At 36.6% G+C, this 18141-nt stretch carries 15 protein-coding genes; 11 read left to right on the forward strand and 4 right to left on the reverse strand.

From position 1 onward, the window contains the following. Positions 1-165: 165 nt before the first annotated feature. On the forward strand, positions 166-3294 hold the full coding sequence (locus ACIGAM_RS11685) for a carboxypeptidase regulatory-like domain-containing protein (RefSeq protein WP_396511615.1): 3129 nt from the start codon (positions 166-168) through the stop codon (positions 3292-3294). 59 nt (positions 3295-3353) lie between these two features. Further along, complete coding sequence (locus ACIGAM_RS11690; protein WP_396511616.1) at positions 3354-4715, forward strand: alkaline phosphatase family protein; 1362 nt, start codon at positions 3354-3356, stop codon at positions 4713-4715. Between the two features lie 11 nt (positions 4716-4726). Here ACIGAM_RS11690 and ACIGAM_RS11695 read toward each other — a convergent pair whose 3' ends face one another. Continuing rightward, on the reverse strand, positions 4727-5347 hold the full coding sequence (locus ACIGAM_RS11695) for a Crp/Fnr family transcriptional regulator (RefSeq protein WP_396511617.1): 621 nt from the start codon (positions 5345-5347) through the stop codon (positions 4727-4729). Positions 5348-5449: 102 nt separating this feature from the next. After that, complete coding sequence (locus tag ACIGAM_RS11700) at positions 5450-6292, reverse strand: helix-turn-helix domain-containing protein (protein ID WP_396511618.1); 843 nt, start codon at positions 6290-6292, stop codon at positions 5450-5452. 200 nt (positions 6293-6492) lie between these two features. Between ACIGAM_RS11700 and hxlB the strand changes: the two genes are divergently transcribed. Together hxlB and hxlA are read left to right on the forward strand one after the other, a co-directional pair. Further along, positions 6493-7074: a 6-phospho-3-hexuloisomerase gene (hxlB, locus tag ACIGAM_RS11705; RefSeq protein ID WP_396511619.1), complete on the forward strand. Its 582-nt coding sequence runs from the start codon at positions 6493-6495 to the stop codon at positions 7072-7074. A gap of 36 nt (positions 7075-7110) precedes the next feature. After that, the gene (hxlA, locus tag ACIGAM_RS11710; protein ID WP_396511620.1) at positions 7111-7740 is read left to right on the forward strand and encodes a 3-hexulose-6-phosphate synthase; all 630 of its coding nucleotides are present in this window, start codon (positions 7111-7113) and stop codon (positions 7738-7740) included. A gap of 97 nt (positions 7741-7837) precedes the next feature. On the opposite strand, the gene ACIGAM_RS11715 is transcribed toward hxlA, so the two are convergent. Both ACIGAM_RS11715 and ACIGAM_RS11720 read right to left on the reverse strand, forming a co-directional pair. Next, positions 7838-8431: a hypothetical protein gene (locus tag ACIGAM_RS11715; RefSeq protein WP_396511621.1), complete on the reverse strand. Its 594-nt coding sequence runs from the start codon at positions 8429-8431 to the stop codon at positions 7838-7840. A gap of 374 nt (positions 8432-8805) precedes the next feature. Then, positions 8806-8964, reverse strand: a complete 159-nt coding sequence (locus ACIGAM_RS11720; protein ID WP_396511622.1) for a hypothetical protein — start codon at positions 8962-8964, stop codon at positions 8806-8808. 132 nt (positions 8965-9096) lie between these two features. On the opposite strand from ACIGAM_RS11720, the gene ACIGAM_RS11725 reads away from it, so the two are divergent. The 7 genes from ACIGAM_RS11725 to ACIGAM_RS11755 all read left to right on the forward strand — a co-directional run bounded on the left by ACIGAM_RS11725 (position 9097) and on the right by ACIGAM_RS11755 (position 18139). Beyond that, positions 9097-10017 (forward strand): helix-turn-helix transcriptional regulator, encoded by a 921-nt coding sequence (locus ACIGAM_RS11725; protein WP_396511623.1) that lies wholly within the window; start codon positions 9097-9099, stop codon positions 10015-10017. Between the two features lie 141 nt (positions 10018-10158). Next, positions 10159-12117, forward strand: coding sequence for a DUF2779 domain-containing protein (locus ACIGAM_RS11730; protein ID WP_396511624.1), 1959 nt, complete (start codon positions 10159-10161; stop codon positions 12115-12117). A gap of 13 nt (positions 12118-12130) precedes the next feature. Beyond that, positions 12131-13495: an endonuclease NucS domain-containing protein gene (locus ACIGAM_RS11735; RefSeq protein WP_396511625.1), complete on the forward strand. Its 1365-nt coding sequence runs from the start codon at positions 12131-12133 to the stop codon at positions 13493-13495. A gap of 101 nt (positions 13496-13596) precedes the next feature. Beyond that, the gene (locus ACIGAM_RS11740; protein WP_396511626.1) at positions 13597-14256 is read left to right on the forward strand and encodes a hypothetical protein; all 660 of its coding nucleotides are present in this window, start codon (positions 13597-13599) and stop codon (positions 14254-14256) included. Beyond that, complete coding sequence (locus ACIGAM_RS11745) at positions 14257-15264, forward strand: hypothetical protein (protein WP_396511627.1); 1008 nt, start codon at positions 14257-14259, stop codon at positions 15262-15264. A 50-nt stretch (positions 15265-15314) separates the two neighbouring features. Beyond that, complete coding sequence (locus tag ACIGAM_RS11750) at positions 15315-16913, forward strand: N-6 DNA methylase (RefSeq protein ID WP_396511628.1); 1599 nt, start codon at positions 15315-15317, stop codon at positions 16911-16913. Next, positions 16910-18139, forward strand: a complete 1230-nt coding sequence (locus ACIGAM_RS11755; protein ID WP_396511629.1) for a restriction endonuclease subunit S — start codon at positions 16910-16912, stop codon at positions 18137-18139. Before ACIGAM_RS11750 ends, ACIGAM_RS11755 begins: the two co-directional genes overlap by 4 nt. The last annotated feature ends 2 nt before the right edge of the window (positions 18140-18141 follow it).

Raw genomic sequence — 18141 nt, forward strand, 5'->3', positions numbered from 1 at the left:
AAAGTAAAAACAGTGTTAAGTGAAGTGTTCATGTTAAAAGCTAACATTTGATCGTAGATAGCTCAATTATTTTCGCCGGTAAATAATTCAACTATCAAAACAATGAAAAATGTTACTCTGTATCGATCTTTTTTAAAAGTTCGGTTTTTATTTAAACTTTTTAGTGTGAGTTTACTTTTGCTCACATTTTCTTCAACATTAAGCGCACAATCAACAAACACTAAAATTAAAGGAACTGTTTTAGACAATACAGGAGTACCACTTATGGGTGCCGAAATTATTGTTACGAATACAGCTACCGGCTTTGTTTTTGGAGCTGTGGCTAATGAGAAAGGAGAATTTTCACTAAATCAATTACCATTAGGTGGGCCATACACTGTTGCAGCTCGGTATATGGGATTTCAAGAAGTTATAAGAGATAACATAACACTTAACTTGAGTGATGTGGTAGATCTTGATTTTATATTGCAGGAAGAATCAACATCACTCGATGCGGTAACAATTAAAGCTACAAACCTTACAAAACGTATAGATCAGCTAGGAGCCTCAACTAAAATCAGCAGTACACAAATTAAAAATCTACCTACTGAAGGAAGAAATTTTACAAACCTTACGAGTCTTTCTCCGCTTCAGGGAGGTGGTTCTATAAACCTGGGAGGTCAGCGTAGATCGTCTACAAATGTTACTATAGATGGTGTAAACTTTAGAAATCAACTTACAGCGGGCGAGGTAGGTCAGGGACCTTATACAATTTCATTAGAGGCCATACGCGAATTTGAAGTAAGTACAAATGACTATAATGTAACTCAAGGTCGACAGGGTGGTGGTGCAATTACCTCTGTTACAAAATCAGGAACTAATGAGTTTACCGGCAGTACTTTTTTTTACCATAGAGCAGATGCGCTGCAAAGCAATTATAACATACAGGGAGAACGTCGAGAAGCAGATTTTTACAATTCTCAATATGGTCTAAGCTTAGGCGGACCCTTAGTTAAAGATAAATTGCATTTCTTTTTAGTTTATGAGCGTCAGGATGCCGGCGACCCGGTTAGTATAGCAGATATACAAAGTGATGACGATGCGAACCGTCTGGGAATTACTCAGGCGAGTTTAGATCGTTTTTTACAAATAGGTAGAGATAGTTATGGTCTGGGCGATCAACAGCAAATAGGGCAGTTTGATAGAGAGACCCACGTAAATAACTTATTTGTACGTTTAGACTGGCAAATAAATAAGAAGCATAAACTCACATTACGTAATTTGTTCAATAAATGGGAAAATCCATTAAGTGTAAGTGATAACAGTAATATTGAAGTTGCAGAAACCTATTCAGATTTTGAGTCTCAAGAGAATAGTACTTTTCTATCGCTACGTTCTGTGTTTTCTCAAAAGGTAACAAACGAACTTAAATTTCAATACCAGCATGCAGAACGCGCATATACGCCAAGTTCTCAACTCCCATCATCAAATATACCCAGGGCTATAGTACAGGTTTCATCAGAATTACCTAATGGTACTAATCGCACGCAAAGTGTTCAATTAGGAGGCCAGCGTTATACGCCAGAAACCAATGTTGAAAACCAGTTTCAGTTTACTAATATAACCTATGTAAATGCTGGTAAATTTAATTTTACTTTGGGTACAGATAATATGATTACATCATTAGAGACGTTACTTTCTAATGAACAAAACGGGCGATTCTTTTTTGATTCTTTAGATGATTTTGCAAATTTAAATCCGTCGCGTTATGCACGTGAAGTGCCTTTACAAGGTTTACCTATTGTAAAGCAAACTGTTCTCGATCTTTCTTTATTTGCCCAGGTAGATTTTGAGATCACACCAGACTTAGACTTCACAGGTGGTGTGCGTTGGGATGCAACTTACTTTCAAGATGCTGCAGAATTTAATCCTGTTGTATTTAATGAACTGGGAATTCGCACCGATGAGCGACCTAATGATTATGATAACATACAGCCCCGTTTTCAGTTAACGTGGAATGTAAAAGGCAAAAGCAGAGATATTTTAAAATTAGGAGGTGGTATGTTTACGGCTCAACCACATTACTATGCGCAGGTAAATAATATTCAAAATAGTGGTACTTTGTTAGGTGCGATTGATGTTACAGGAGCGAATGTGCCTACACCTAATTTTCCGGGTTATCGCAATGATCCTTCAACGGTGCCGGGAATTCCTGAAGGCGTTACCGCATTCTCAACAATTAACGCTGTAGCTGAAAATTTTGAAGTGCCTACTATTTTTAAGGGTAACTTGAGTTATACACATTTCTTCGGAAGCAGATATAGTCTGGGATTCAATGCGCTTTTAAGTCATACTAAAAATAATTATGTTTATCAGGAAACTAATTTAGTAGCAGAACCTTACTTTATCACTCCAGAAGGAAGACCTGTATTTGTACCTGCCGAAAGCATAGGAGAAGACGGAAGAACAGATTGGACAAATTCAAGAATTTCTGAAGCAGTAGGTAGAACCTTAGTATTGAGACCAGATGGTATTCTTGATAATGCATCTTTAATAGTAGAGGGCACAGCACGCCTGGGTGACGATGGTTATGTAAATGCAAGTTTTACGCTAAATAGAGCAAAAGATAATTCTTCTTACAACTGTTGTGTTGCAAACACCTCTACGTTTTTACCGGTTACAGGAGATCCCAGAGCGCTCAATTATGGGTATTCAGATAATCAATTTGGAAGTAAATTTGTTATAAATGGCGCATCACCTACATGGAAAGGTTTCGTTTTAGGAGCTACAATTACCGGTACTGGTGGTACCCGTTATAGTTTGATGACGGCAAGTAATACCAGTGCAAATGGAGACTTCAACCTGAGTAATGATATTGCGTATATTTTTGATCCTAACGACCCCAATACCCCACAGAATATACGGGATGCATATAATCAGATTTTAGCAGATCCTGAAACTTCATCAGGATTTAAAGACTATTTAAAAGCAAGTTATGGAGGGTTTGCAGAACGTAATGGTGGTAAAAATCCATTTGCAGCAACCATAGATTTAAGGCTTCAGAAAAAATTTGTTTTTAAAGGAGCCAAAACGCACGCTTTAGAATTATCTGCAGACATCTTCAACTTTTCAAACTTACTTAATAAGGATTGGGGCAACACCAATAATTTTGGAAATAGAGACCTTATGCGGATAAATGGTTTTGATGCGACTACACAATCGTACACCTATGGTGTACAAACAGGGGCTGGTACAGAACCTATAAACGGAACCCCCTGGAGACTACAATTGGGAATGCGTTACTCTTTCAATTAAAAATTATTCTAACTATAGATGAAAAAGGCTCCTTACAGGGAGCCTTTAATACACAACCTATGAACACATATATTTTAAAAGCTACATTAGTTTTTTTTACGATGGTAATGACTAACGCGGTAAAGGCTCAGAATACCCGTATTGTAGATCACGTAGTTTTAATTTCAATAGACGGTTTTAGACCCGAATTTTATAAAGAATCAAAATGGCCGGTTCCTAATATAAAAACCTTTGCTGAAAGCGGAGTGACTGCAAATGGTGTACGAGGGGTTTTTCCATCAGTGACCTACCCATCACATACAACCTTAATAACAGGAGCATTACCCGCAACTCATGGTATTTATTACAATAGTCCGTTTGAGTATGATGAGCCTTCAGAAAAATGGTATTGGGAGTATAATTTAATCAAGACACCTACTTTATATGATGCTGTTAAAAAGAAGGGTTTGACGAGCGCAAGTTTCATCTGGCCGGTTTCTGTAGGTGCCCCCGTAACCTATAATATTCCCGAAGTATGGACGCTTGACAGAGCGTATGGGAGAATTGAACCTATGCGCGATAACGAGACTCCAAAAGGATTGTTAGCAGAAATGGAAACCGCAGTGCTTGGTAAAATGAATGAACGCACATTTAATGGAGATTATTTAAATAGGGAAGATCGTACCGGGGAGATGGCGGCTTACGTACTGGAAGAGTATAAGCCTAATTTTATGACCATACATCTTATTGCAAGTGATCACTTTCAGCACGAAGAGGGTAGGGAAGGAAAAAAAGTTCCGTTTGCATTAGCTGCGATTGATCGTGCTATAGGTAAGATTAAGGAAGCTGCAGAGCGCGCAGGTGTTTTAGATAGAACGACATTCATTATTACCGGAGATCACGGTTTTGTAGATATTCATTCCGCTTTAAAACCTAATGTATGGTTGAGTGAACTAGGAATTGTAAATGCAGATACAGAACGCAAAGAGTGGAAGGCTTATTTTAATACATCAGGGGCTGCTGCTTTTTTACATTTAAAAGATAAAAATGACACCAAAACTCTGGCTGAAATTAATGCGAAATTAGCTGGTTTGCCGGTATCAATAAAAAAATTATTTAGAGTAGTTGGACAAGAAGAGCTACAAGAAATAGGGACAGATCCTAATGTGGTATTAGCTATAAACCCTATTCCCGGGATTGCAATGTCTGGTAAAGCTACAGGGCCACTTTTAGAAGCACGTTCTGGCGGGACCCACGGCTATTTTCCTGATATTAAGCAAATACAAACAGGGTTTGTGATTTCTGGAGCAGGAGTAGCTAGTATTTCAAAACAGATTGATGTAATAGGTCTTGAGGATATAGCGCCTTTAATATCAAAACTTTTAAACCTTGACTTTGCCGTTAAAGATGGGATTTACCATCCCGGAATTATTGTAGAATAGTAAGATTGATTTTAGAGTTTCTGAGCAAGGGATATTGTCTGGCGTGAAGCACCAGCAATATCCCCCAGCTCTTGCTGGGTAAGTAAATCATATAAGCTGTATTCTTCATTTTCAGCATCAATAATTTTTACTTTGTATAAGGTGCGCAAGCTTTTAATTTTTAATACAGGATCTTTTTCTTTTATAATTTTTATTTTCTTCTCACTCTGGCACCAGCGTTTGACTAAATACGACATAAACCACTCTGCTAAAAATGGATCTTGAGGTACAATCTCTTTAAAAAAGTCTAAGTTATAAACTCTTATTGTTGTGCTGACTAAGGTTTTAGAAAACTCAAAAAACTGATTGTTGAGGTATTTTAAATTACCAAAATAATCACCAGTATGAATGATGTCATGAACAAACTCGGTTCCTGTCTCTGTGTACGAACCAAGTTTTACAGCTCCACTTACAATCTGATAAATATAGCCTTGATTTGCCGGTGGTTGATAAATATAAGTTCCTTTTTTAAACGTTATAAGTTTAGACCGGTCTTCAAGTTTATGATAATTAGAATCCTTTAAATAAGCATATAAACAGAACTTATTAAAATTCTGATATTCGTTTACAGGCGCGGCGAAAGTAATATTCATAGTATTTTAAAAATAGAATTTTTAAAAAACCAGATTGTTATCTACAGGTTATGCCTAAGTTAAAAGGAACATCAACTTTAAGTAACTTAACTATTTATTTAGCTAAGCATACAGGGTATTGTCGTGTACGATAACGTGCTGTTTAACCTTATCCTGAAATTCGTTTGGAGACTGATTGGTGTGTAATTTGAAAAACCGACTAAAATAGGAGGGGTCTTTAAACTGGAGATTGTAAGCGATTTCTTTAATGGTATTTTCGCTGTGAATAATTTGGCGTTTCGCTTCAAGAATAACCCGGTCGTGTATTAATTGAACAGCCGTTTTATCTAATTTTTCTTTCAATATTTGATTGAGTCTCTTAGTACTCATATCGAGTTTGTTTGCGTAAAAATCTGCTTTACGTTCTTCATAAAAATTGAGTTCGATGAGCATCATAAACTCATAAATGCGTTTCTCATTAATATCTTGCAGGGTAAAATGCTGTTCTTTTAACTGAATTAATTTCAGTAGAAAAACCTTGAGAAGCGCTTTAATCATAATGAGATTTACTTCATCCTGACTGTATTCTTCATTCATCAAATTGTAAATCGCCAGAAGACCTTTCTCACTTTCATCTGTTACCTGAAGACAGGAAAATTCGCCCTGAATATTAAACATCCTAAAAACATCGAGTAAAAATTCCTTTAGGTCATCTTCAAGGAGTTCTTGCTTAAACGAAATAAGTACTCCTTTTTTACCCGCTTTATTGAGTTGGTGTACACGGTAGGGCGGAATCAAATAAATCCAATCGCCTCTTAAAGTTTGAAAATCGTGCTGTGGCTCGTGTAGCGCTTCCTCATTATTCAACCATACAATTTCAAAAAACTCACGCCGTCCCGGGTCATCTAAATAAGAAGGAGGACAATTAGCAAGATCACGTATGTAAATGGTTTTATCGCTGAGCATTCTAGGGAGTGCGTTAGGTTAATTTTGAGTTTAATACGATGTAAAGAGAGTCTAATTTCCATATAGTACCACGATTGCAAGTGTTATTAACAAAATTTTATGTGTGATTGGCAAATTGTACCAGACATCTGCCATATAGTAACACCGCTCTGCAAGTTCATCAGGTAACTTTGCAGAGCGTAATAAAAAGTAAAGAAAATATGGAACATTCAGATAGCGATTTAACAAACCTTAGTGAGCAGGCAATGACTTCAATCATTAATGAGCACTTAGAACTTGTAAAACATTTTGATTTTAAGGAATTACGCAATATAGTTGCTCCAATCACAAACTCAGGGTCTATATTTTTAATAGGTATGGGACGTAGTGGGCTTATGATGCAGGCAGCAGCAATGCGTTTGATGCATTTAGGTTTTGATGCATATGTAGTAGGTGAGACCACCACACCGGCCATACAGGAAGGTGATTTACTTATCGCAGGCTCGGGATCTGGAACCACGGCTACAGTAATTAGAGCAGCCAAGACGGCTAAAGAAGTGGGAGCAGAAGTTATAAGTTTTACGACTGATAAAACTTCAGAGTTAGCGGCATTGAGTACGTATGTTGTACACATACCAGCAGCGCAGAAGGAGGCGCATAACAATACAATTTCAGAACAATATGCAGGAAGCCTTTTTGAACAGGGACTCTTATTGTTTTTTGACGCACTTATACAAACCCTTTGGAAGGTAGATGGCAGCAGTGCCGAGACCTTATACAAGCGTCATTCAAATTTAGAATAACACGAATACACTAATAAATAAATTAAAAAAAATAGTATGACTAAGTTACAAGTAGCAATAGATTTATTAAGTACTAAAGAGGCACTGGCTCTTGCAGAAAAAGTGGCACCTTACGTAGATATTATAGAATTAGGAACTCCGTTAATTAAGAGTGAAGGTGTTTCGGTAATACGAGCTATGAAAGATGCATTTCCTGACAAGCAGGTATTTGCAGATTTTAAAACTGCAGATACCGGTGAGTTAGAAGCGGGTCTTGCTTTTGACGCAGGAGCAGATTTTGTTACGATTTTAGGATCTGTAGATGATGCGACGATTAAAGGAGCTGTTAAAGCAGCAAATGAGCGTAATAAAGGAGTTGTTGTTGATACAATAGGTGTTAAAGACCGCGTAAAACGCGCCAAGGAAGTTTCAGAATTTGGTGTAAAATTTGTTGAATTACACGCTGGTTTAGATGAGCAGGCGCTTGATGGTTATTCTGTTCAGGTGCTAATCGATGAAGCTAAAAGCGCCGGTGTACCGGTATCGATCGCAGGTGGTGTAAACAAAGATACCATCAAAGCAGTAAAAGAATCTGGAGCCGTAGTAGCCGTTGCCGGCGGTGCAATCTACGGGGCAGAAGATCCTGCAGCTGCAGCAAAAGAATTACGCGATATTCTAAATGCATAATTGAAGCAGCATTAAAAAGAAAACCCCCCTGCAAATCAACAGATTTGCAGGGGGGTTTTTGTTTAATAGTGGTGAGCTATTCTTTGATTTGGTGGAATTATAATTGTCCCATCTCACAACTTTTTTGCTTTTTTGCATCTTGTGTTTGTTTGTCATTATCAATATTAAGTTTAAAAATATTTAAACCAATACCTAAGGATACCCAGGGTTTGCCATGGCTATCCCATTGATAATTTTCTTGATTATTAATCCAGTCAAAACCTGAATATATACCAAACTGCACATTTCTATATTGAAACATAAACCCTGTTAGAACTGTTGCGGTACTTACATCGGTAGATTTCCCGTCTTCTATACCAGATGCATTATCTGTATTAAGACCTACTGTACCTAAACCTGCACCCAATTGCCAATTGAAACTAAAGTCATCTTGGATAGGTTTTAAACGAATATTTAGCGTAGAGTTAAAGTTAAACTCTGAATCGAAAGAGAACTTCTTCTGAGGTCTCATTTTAATAGGGAGCGTTAGTAAGCCAATAGAAATTATTGCATCATTTTGATTTTTAACCACTTCGTGATATTTCGTAAAATCATCTTTGGATATGGTGAAGATTTTATTATTATAAATTTTCGCATAATCAGATTTTACATTAAAAGGTATTGCTATAAGTTCTACCGTAGTGTTACCCATGTTAACGACTTTATATTTATAACTATCCAGATAAGTTGGTGTTATCGCCGTCGCGTCTGCAGTTGGTAAATTTTTTATTAAGGGAGTACCGCCTTCTTCTGAAATTTTAATGGGTACAGTAAGTTTGATAATATCTTGACTAAAAGCGACTGATGTAAATAGTACATAAATAATTAGTAAATAATTAGTAAATAATATTTCATAATATTTTGATTTTAAGTGGGTTGGTAATGTAAATTAAAGATTTTTAAATTTTTTCAACAAATCTTATATGCGGGTGTTTTCCACCTTTTTTATTTACCTCTTACGATAATCTATATTCAAAGTATTTAGAGTAATGCTGATAAAACAAAAGCTTATAACCTCAATCTATTTTATAGTTTATTCTGCAAATGCTCAACTCGCTCAAAAGATTCATTCAAAAATTTTTCTATCTCCCACTCGATTGCTGCCTGCTCGTATTTTTGAACGGAAACTGAAGCGCTTTTTATTTCATATACTAAATCTTTACTCGTTTCGAGTTGTTTTTTCAAAAGTTCGAATTTTACCTTTCGTTCTTCAAGTAACAGTTTCATCTTGGCATTCATAATTTTTAGTTTCAGTAAAATTAATTTTCAAGACCGTCATTTTATGTCGGTATAAATATTATATTTATCAAAAATCAGATGATGAGCACTTACGATAAACTATCCCGATTGGGTAAAATTGTTAGTTTAATAAAAAACAATGAGGGCATTAGTCAAGCCGAAATAATGAAGGGTCTGTATCCTGATGTAGATTCTAACCCTAAGTCTAAAAGAACTTTGGAAAGGGATCTCGCTGCAATACGTAACGAACTTTTTATTGCTATTGATTATGATTCTTCACTCCATGGCTATAAAATTGACGACAGTACATTAAAGGAGACCTATGAATTTTTGAAGTTGGTAGAATTTGCCAATGTAGGCCAATTGCTACAAGATGGGAAAATAGATTTACGTAAGTTTTCAGATATTGTTGAGTTAGACAATTCTTCTATTTTTAAAGGAATTGATTTGGTTAAAACTCTAATAACGGCTATTCAGCAGCGGCAAAAAATAACATTTAAACATATTAATTATTGGGAAAATACGGAAAAGGAATACACCGTATCACCGTTAAAAATCAAAGAGTATCTAAACCGCTGGTACTTGATTGGCGTTCCTGATAAAACCAGTGAAATACGCACTTTTGGAATTGACCGCCTTAAGGATTTAGACACTGCCGGCGCGAGCAGAATCAAGTATAAAGATTATGAAGACCAACTGAACCGGTTTCACAACATTATCGGACTCAACTTTAATGAGGGAAACGGAAAAACCAAATTCATAAAATTAAAAGTATACCACAAACATTTAAAGTATTTACAGAGCCTGCCGTTGCATCATTCTCAAAAGATTGAATGGCAAAAAGGGCAGGAGTACGGGATTGTCACTTACCGCATTATACCCAACTACGAATTTAAAATTCAGATTTTAAAAATGCATTGTTTTGCTGAGGTGCTTGAACCCAAAGAACTTCGGGAAGAAATCAAAAGTATGCTTCAGGAGGCTCTAGATCAGTATTAATAGTTTTTTGTCCGTCACAAATTGGCGGTCCATACTTGTAGTTTTGATATTCAATCTGGAGTAAATAGGAAAAATTTGCTCCAATTGAGGATTTCCGTAAAAAAACTAAAAAAGAATTCTTTTAATTTGAAATAACAAGCTATGACGCCCCAGACAAACAACAGATACCTGACCAAATCCCGCTTTAAACTAGCGCTCGATTGCCCTACCAAGCTTTTTTATACCCGCAAGCCGGAGTATGAGAATCAGCAAATTGCAGATCCCTTTTTAGAAGCTTTGGCTCAGGGCGGTTTTCAGGTAGAAAGGTTGGCACGTATGAATTACCCCGAAGGAGTTGCCATTCTGGGGGAAGATTACAACTATCGGGACCTTGCTGCACGTACTCAGGAACTTTTACAGCAGGAAGAGGTAATCATCTTTGAAGCTGCTTTTTTACACGACGGGTTGTTCATTCGCACCGATATTTTAGTAAAAAAGAAAAACCAGATTCAGCTTATAGAAGTCAAAGCCAAATCTATACGCTCCAGTACTCACGATGGATTCAACGTGACCGGGAGCTGGTCTGCATATTTATACGACGTCGCTTTTCAGCAATATGTGATTCAGCAATGTCATCCTGAATTTAAAATTGCAGCCTATCTCAATCTGGTCAATAAAGATGCTATCGCTACTGTTAACGGACTCAATCAGCAATTTAAATTGGTTTCCGATTCTGGTCTTAGAACGGGAGTTAGCGTAGCACCGGGATTGACGAAAGCAGATTTAGGCGAAAGCATTCTGGCAAAGATTAATGTAGTAGATGAGATTAGTACGATCTTGACGAGTAATCCACTTTTTGAAGGTCAGTCGTTTGCTGAAACGGCACATCATTTCAAAATACACTACGAGAGCGATCTAAAGATCTACACACCTATAGGGAAGCACTGTAAAGGCTGCGAATTCTACATTGAAAATCCCAATCTCGATCAAAAAAGCGGTTTCCATAAATGTTGGCAACACCAGTTGGGATTATCGCAAGCCGAAGTAAACGAACCCAAAACCTATGATGTTTGGAACTTTAGAGCTTCAGGAAAACTGATTGAAGCCGGTAACTATTTTATGCATCAGCTTGATGAAGACGATTTAAAGTATCAGCCCGAAGTGGGGCGTTTGAGTACTTCCGCTCGGCAAGCGCTTCAGGTACAAAAAACACTAAACAACGATCCCAAACCTCATTTTGAACTGGAAGGATTACGGGAAGCATTTAGCCTATTTACCTGGCCGCTTAACTGTATTGATTTTGAGACTACGGCAGTTGCCATTCCGTTTTTAGCAGGGATGCGCCCTTACGAGCAATTGGCGTTTCAGTTTAGCCATCACATCATACACGAGGACGGTCGGGTAGAGCATCATAACGAATACCTTAATACCCAAATAGGAGCGTTCCCAAATTTTGATTTTATACGAGCGCTTAAAAAATCCCTGCAGTACAATACCGGAAGCATTTTTAGATACCACAACCACGAGAATACCATTCTCAATGTAATCTTTAATCAGCTAAAAGCATCAGAGGAACCCGATCGCTGGGAGTTAATGGCTTTTATACAGCGCATCAGTCACAATACCAGCAGTAGTTTTAATCACTGGAAAGGAAACCGGGATATGATTGATCTGTATAAGATGGTTGTAAAGTATTACTACGAGCTGTCTATGGGTGGTTCAAATTCTATTAAAGCAGTGTTGCCTTCGGTTCTCAATTCGAGCACCTATTTGCAGGAGAAGTACAGCAAACAATTAAAAGAAATAGGAGTGAGCAGCCTTAATTTCCCCGATGCACACCGGTTTATTGAGTTGGATGAAGGTGGAAAGGTGATCAGTCCATATAAAAACTTACGGCCTTTATTTGACGATTGGAGTGCCGAAAGTCTGGATCGGGCAGTGACTAACATTGAAGGCATCAGCGATGGGGGAGCAGCCCTTACCGCTTACGGAAAATTACAATTTGAAGACGTATCCCAACGAGAGCGTCTGGAAATCGAAAACGGACTCCTGCGCTATTGCGAACTCGACACGCTGGCAATGGTGATGATTCTGGAATATTTTAGAGAAGTGATTAAATAAGTAAAATAAAATTATGAGTAAATTAGATAACAATCAAGGCGAAGTCGGTCTTCAAAACTTTTATAAAAAAGCAATCTTAGCTAATGAAAATCCTATTCCTGATAATGTTCAGGAAGCTTATGATGCGCTTATGGATTTGCAAACACAAATGATTGATGAAGATTCAAAACGGTTTGAAGAGGTAATTCATTTATTGCCAAATTCATTTGTAGAAATATATGCAGAGCAAGTAATTAAAGATATTCAAGAGGTACCATTGATGTTCTTAATTAACCATCTTAATTTTTTTTCATTTTTTTCTGAAATGCAGTATTTCTATTTGAGAAAGCAATTGAAGCTTTATAGTGATGATACAATAGCTTATAATTTTATTAGTGGAATTGATTATTTAATAGATGAGTCCTATGAAAGCGCTTTACATTACTTTAAAACAGTAGAAAATACATTAGGAGATTATTATTTAGCGGTTTGTTATTACAACTTAAGTAATTATGAAAATGCTTTACGCCTTTTTAAATATGTTTTGGCAGATATTCAGGAATTGCAAAAGAATGTACCGCAATTAAAAGATAATACTGATATTCTTTTATTAAGTTATGATCTCTGTCAATATATTTTGAGCTCTGCAGTAAGTATTGGAGAGTATAAAACAGCAGAAGAAAATGGAAAATTGTTATTAACTCTTTTTGATCTAGATTCACTTATTGCAATCACTGAAAGTTACACTGCTAATATTGATGATAAGACTGATTTTGATATATGGGTAAATAACTACACAGTCGCTTTAGATAAGCAGACTAAATATAAGAAAGCGGGGAAGTTCTTAGAACGTGTACGAAAGCTAAGACCCAATTCGATTTTAATTAAGTCTCTTCTCAAATCAGTTTCGGATAAGATTAATCGACAGGAAACAGCAAATAAGATTTTAGCTCCAATTTTTCATAAGAAAAGAGCTTTTGGAATCAAAGATTTTGTTAGCGCCAATCGGTTGGCTCTTGAAAAAAATCTAGAAGACCTAATAGAACTTCAAATCAAATATGGGATACAGATTTTTGGTAAAAATTTAGAAGTTTATCAAAATAATGAAGTCTACGGTAAGCAATACACAGATCCAAATATTCAGGGTTTTATTGATCTTTTGTTAATAGATAAGAAGGCAGATACACTGTATGTAGTAGAGCTTAAGAGAAATGATGCAGGTGTCGAAGTGTATCAGCAGGTTAAACGCTATATGACAGGATTAAAAAAAGGAACAGATAAAACGGTTAAAGGAATCATTTGCTTACATCAGGCGACAGAGCGCCTTATTGATTTAGTAAAAACGGATGACGAGGTGTCTTTATTTACGTATCACTTTGATTTTAAAAAGTTAGGGTGATATACTTTTTAAAAAAGTACTTTCAAATGGCTTTTTAATTAGAGATATCCAATTCAAAATATATACTTTTAAAATCAACCATCTAAAAGTCTAAAACCAATATGAAAAGAGCGTTTATTTTATTTGTTCTTACAATCGCATCGTGTAAAAATGAAGGAAGTTTTTTAGAAAAATCTAAAGAGGTTTTCAACTCTAGTGCAACCTATCTAGATAGTAATTTGATTAAAAGGCCTATTAAATATTTTGACGATAGAAAGCTAGAGTCTGACTCTTTGGATAAAAAGCGAATTCAGGATTATTATGCTTTTTATAAAAAGAAGTACCCCGAGTACACTACTGTTTATAACTGGTTTCAGTCAAAACCTGTTTATCTAGATAATCAGGAAGGGAATTTCTACAAAATAATAAGTAGTGTGGTTCAGGAAGGCAAAGATATTGTTCGAAAAAATCATGAGAAAATTTCAGCAAACGGTACTTATAAATATTTCTATGAGACTGAAGACTATTTTTTTATTTACGATTTAAAAATCACGAATAGCAAGGTTACCTGCGAGGGGATAAGACGCATAGGGCGGGGTATGGGGAGCGAATCTATGTATGATTTATTCTATGATGAAAAAGGTATTTTGCAAAAAGAAGTCTTTCAGGCAGATGTAGATCCTGATTTCTATGAAAGTGATGATGCGGTATTTTTTGAGTTTTCAACTGAAGTAGGAAATAAAGAACTCGTTAATACCATTAACCTGGGAAAACCTCTATAAATGAAAAAGATTCTTTCACTTGCCTGTATTTTAATTCTAATCTCTGGCTGTAATACAAATAACTACAATGCAAATTCACTTAAATCTATAGGGGCTTTAGTTGAAAATGAATCTACGACCAGACTTACCTCCGCAGATTACGAGCAAGAAGCTACCGCTATTATCGAGAGGGGTAAAAGTAGATTACGTGATTTACTACCTAACGTTATTAACGGTCAAATTAATTTATATAAAACCACGCTTGAGGATATTGAAGCACAGGCTGTCCTAACATTATCTTATGAGGAGTCTGCAGATAATATTAACGCCATTCGTGATAACGCACTGCAATCTCTTTTAAAAGATGAGCTACAGGTTAATGCGGTATATTATGAGGTTGTTAATGAATTAAGCATGCTTAATGAGCATTATAGTATAGTAACTGACACTACATTAATTGATTATTTTGACGCACAGCCTTTTGTTTTAGCAGAAGATGTTCTGGTTAAAATTGATGAGCTTTTAGGTGAGGAAAAAGGAAGGTTAGTACGGGAAAGTAGAAATGTAAAATTTACTTTAGCTACCTATTTGCTTGCTTTTATACCAGCAGTTGGTCAAATTTCAAAAGTTGTAGAAGTTATAATTGAAAAGGCCAAAAATATCGCAGAGGCAGCTGGAACAGTAAAAGAAACTATAGGAGTAGTCTCAAATGGCATTAACTTACCTCTAAAAACTAAGGTTGCAGATTATGTTTTTAAAGAGTTAGATGATCCTAATATAGTTAGGGATGCTTCCCGAGCTATTCGAAGCGAGGGTTTTCCAGAAAGTGCTTCAATGATTTATAATATCGTTGACAATAAGCAACTAAAACAAACAGCTTCTTATTTTAAATCTATAGATAATAAATTACCTGGACGTATAGGTGATTTCTCAGATGGTATTCTCACGCAACCCATTGGCCAGTTGCGCAAAATGATGCAGGAAAATACAGCACGTATTGAAAACAATACGTCAACGGCTTTAAATTAATTACAATCTACCTGCCCGGTATGTTATATTGCAGGATAAGAAAAAACTAAATGACCCAGGAAAACATAAAAGACCTTGAGCGAGAACTGTGGGATGCCGCAGATTCTTTAAGAGGAAATAGTAAACTTACAGCAGCTGAATATAAGGACCCACTTTTGGGTTTGGTCCTGTTGCGTTTTGCACAAAACAGGTATGAAGATGCACGAATTGAATTATCAAAAACACTTCCTGTAAATCCGCGTACAGGCAAACAGCGGGACGCTACTAAAGATGATTATGCGGGAGCAGGAGCCATTCTCTTACCCGAAAAATCAAAGTACGATTACCTGGCTAATCTGCCTACCGGTGAAGATATTGCGGAAGCGATAAATAACGCTATGCGCCTTATTGAGGCAGAATATACTGATCTGGCAGGGATTCTACCAAAAAGCTATCAGGAGTTTGATGATAAGCTTTTACGAGATCTTGTACGTGTGTTTAATAAAGACGCGGTAAAGAATGCAAAAGGAGATGTTTTTGGTCGTATATACGAGTTTTTCCTGATGAAATTCTCGATGCAGGGAGCAGGAGCACAGGAAGGTGGAGAGTTCTTTACACCGCCATCGCTAGTAAACCTTATTGTAAATTTTATACAGCCTAACCACGGTATTGTACACGATCCTGCCTGTGGAAGTGGGGGCATGTTTGTACAAACCGCTCATTTTATAAAAAACCACGAAAACAAAAGCGTCAACGAGGCCATCACCGTTTATGGTACCGAATTGAAAAGCAACAACACCCGCCTGGCAAAAATGAACCTGGCTATACACGGTATAGAAGGCAAAATCATAGAGAGTAACAGTTTTTATAGCAACCCACATAACCTAACGGGCAAGTGTGACTTTGTAATGGCAAACCCGCCTTTTAACGTAGATAAGGTAGATGCCAAGAATAAATTTTTAACTGAAGATGACCGGTTGCCTTTTGGTGCGCCATTAACCGGTAAAGGCACGATAAGCAATGGTAATTATTTGTGGATGCAATATTTCTACAGCTTTTTAAATGAGACCGGTCGTGCCGGTTTTGTGATGGCTTCTTCTGCTACAGATGCCGGTCACGGCGAAAAACTCATACGGCAGCAACTTATAGAGAGCGGCGCAGTAGAATGTATTGTTTCTATCGCAAACAATTTTTTCTATACCCGATCACTCCCTTGTCATATTTGGTTCTTTAATAAGGGTAAAAAGCCGACCAATCAAGACAAAATCTTGATGCTAGATGCCCGTAATACCTTTCGCAAGGTGAGCACCACTATTAATGATTTTGATGAGGAGCAAAAGCAGGGGCTTACGGCTATTATGAATTCCTTTCGTAATACTAGCGGAACGCTGAGTGTAGGCGAAGAATCATATAAAGAGAATGCCTGGTTAGCAGAACACTTTCCTGAAGGTGTTTACCGTGATGTAGAAGGTCTTTGTAAAATAGTAAGCCGGGAAGAAGTTGTAGAGCAGGATTATAGTCTTACACCGGGACGTTATGTAGGCGTAACGGCAGATATAGATATGGACTTTGATTATAAAAGCCGAATGCAGGAGATACATTATGAACTCGCCACTTTAAATACAGAAGCCGAAAGTTTAATGGAACTGATACAAAAAGTTGAATTATGATGGATGGCTGGAAAACTATAAGAATTGATGACCTAGGAAAAGTTATAACAGGTAATACGCCTCCTAAAAAAGACCCTTCTAATTATGGAAGTGCTTATCCTTTTATCAAACCAACAGATATGGATGTTGGTAGAAGATATGTTACAAGTTGGGAAGAAAATTATTCTGATAAAGCATTTAAAAGATATAAGAACTCTTATATACCACCAGGAGCAACGGGTGTTGTTACAATTGGCACAGTAGGGGAAAAAATGTTTCAGGCAGATCAGTATTGTTTTACAAATCAATCAGTAAACGTGGTTATACCAAATGAAAGTTATGACCCTAATTTTGTTTATTATCTTTTAAAGATAAATCTTCCAAAGGTTGAAAATGCAAATCCGGGAACTGCTTCAGGAAGACATCACGTGAGTAAGTCAAACTTTTGTGCCATTAAGGTTAAAGTCCCCAAATCTAAAGCAGTCCAGCGTAAAATTGCCTCCATCCTTTCGGCTTATGATGATTTGATTGAGAATAATTTGAAGCGTATCAAATTACTGGAGGAGCAGGCGCAACAGACGTATGAAGAGTGGTTTGTGCGGTTTAAATTTCCGGGTCATGAAGATGCTGTTTTTGATGAAGTTAGTGGTTTGCCGGAGGGGTGGGAGAAGAGCAATCTAGAGGATCTGATGATTTTAAATTATGGTAAAGCTCTCAAGGCTGAGAATCGAATTCCAGGGAATTATAATGTTTATGGCTCCTCAGGTATTGTTGGAAAACATAATACTTATTTAGTTAGTGGTCCAGGAATAATTTTGGGACGAAAAGGTAATGTTGGCTCAGTTTTTTGGAGTGAAAACAATTTTTTTGTAATTGATACAGCTTATTATATTACTACCAATTCAAGTCCATATTACATATACTATCTTTTAAAGAATGAGAATTTTGTTAATAATGATGCGGCTATTCCTGGCTTGAGTAGAAAGGCAGCCTATCTTAAAGAGATTTTAAATCCAAATCATGAAATTTTATTTTTTTTCGAAAAGAAGATTCAGTCGTTATTTAAAATAAAAATAAATCTTCAAAACCAAAACCAGCTCTTAAAAGAAGCGCGCGATATTTTGTTGCCCCGGTTGATGATGGGTATTGTAGACGTAGATGATTTACTGGTTGATAACGGGGTTTATGAGATAAGCCAAGAAAACCTGGGGATTGCTGCAGAGGTTGTTAATGGGTATAAAAAATAAGA

This window comes from Leeuwenhoekiella sp. NPDC079379 (assembly GCF_044542075.1).
Taxonomy (GTDB): domain Bacteria; phylum Bacteroidota; class Bacteroidia; order Flavobacteriales; family Flavobacteriaceae; genus Leeuwenhoekiella.

Excerpts from the sequence above, each read along its gene's own strand:
- ACIGAM_RS11755 (WP_396511629.1), top strand. The coding sequence starts at position 16,910 with ATGATGGATGGCTGGAAAACTATAAGAATTGATGACCTAGGAAAAGTT.
- hxlB (WP_396511619.1), top strand. The coding sequence starts at position 6,493 with ATGGAACATTCAGATAGCGATTTAACAAACCTTAGTGAGCAGGCAATG.
- ACIGAM_RS11730 (WP_396511624.1), top strand. The coding sequence starts at position 10,159 with ATGACGCCCCAGACAAACAACAGATACCTGACCAAATCCCGCTTTAAA.
- ACIGAM_RS11695 (WP_396511617.1), bottom strand. The coding sequence starts at position 5,347 with ATGAATATTACTTTCGCCGCGCCTGTAAACGAATATCAGAATTTTAAT.
- ACIGAM_RS11700 (WP_396511618.1), bottom strand. The coding sequence starts at position 6,292 with ATGCTCAGCGATAAAACCATTTACATACGTGATCTTGCTAATTGTCCT.
- ACIGAM_RS11690 (WP_396511616.1), top strand. The coding sequence starts at position 3,354 with ATGAACACATATATTTTAAAAGCTACATTAGTTTTTTTTACGATGGTA.
- hxlA (WP_396511620.1), top strand. The coding sequence starts at position 7,111 with ATGACTAAGTTACAAGTAGCAATAGATTTATTAAGTACTAAAGAGGCA.
- ACIGAM_RS11745 (WP_396511627.1), top strand. The coding sequence starts at position 14,257 with ATGAAAAAGATTCTTTCACTTGCCTGTATTTTAATTCTAATCTCTGGC.
- ACIGAM_RS11715 (WP_396511621.1), bottom strand. The coding sequence starts at position 8,431 with ATGGGTAACACTACGGTAGAACTTATAGCAATACCTTTTAATGTAAAA.
- ACIGAM_RS11740 (WP_396511626.1), top strand. The coding sequence starts at position 13,597 with ATGAAAAGAGCGTTTATTTTATTTGTTCTTACAATCGCATCGTGTAAA.
- ACIGAM_RS11735 (WP_396511625.1), top strand. The coding sequence starts at position 12,131 with ATGAGTAAATTAGATAACAATCAAGGCGAAGTCGGTCTTCAAAACTTT.
- ACIGAM_RS11725 (WP_396511623.1), top strand. The coding sequence starts at position 9,097 with ATGATGAGCACTTACGATAAACTATCCCGATTGGGTAAAATTGTTAGT.
- ACIGAM_RS11750 (WP_396511628.1), top strand. The coding sequence starts at position 15,315 with ATGACCCAGGAAAACATAAAAGACCTTGAGCGAGAACTGTGGGATGCC.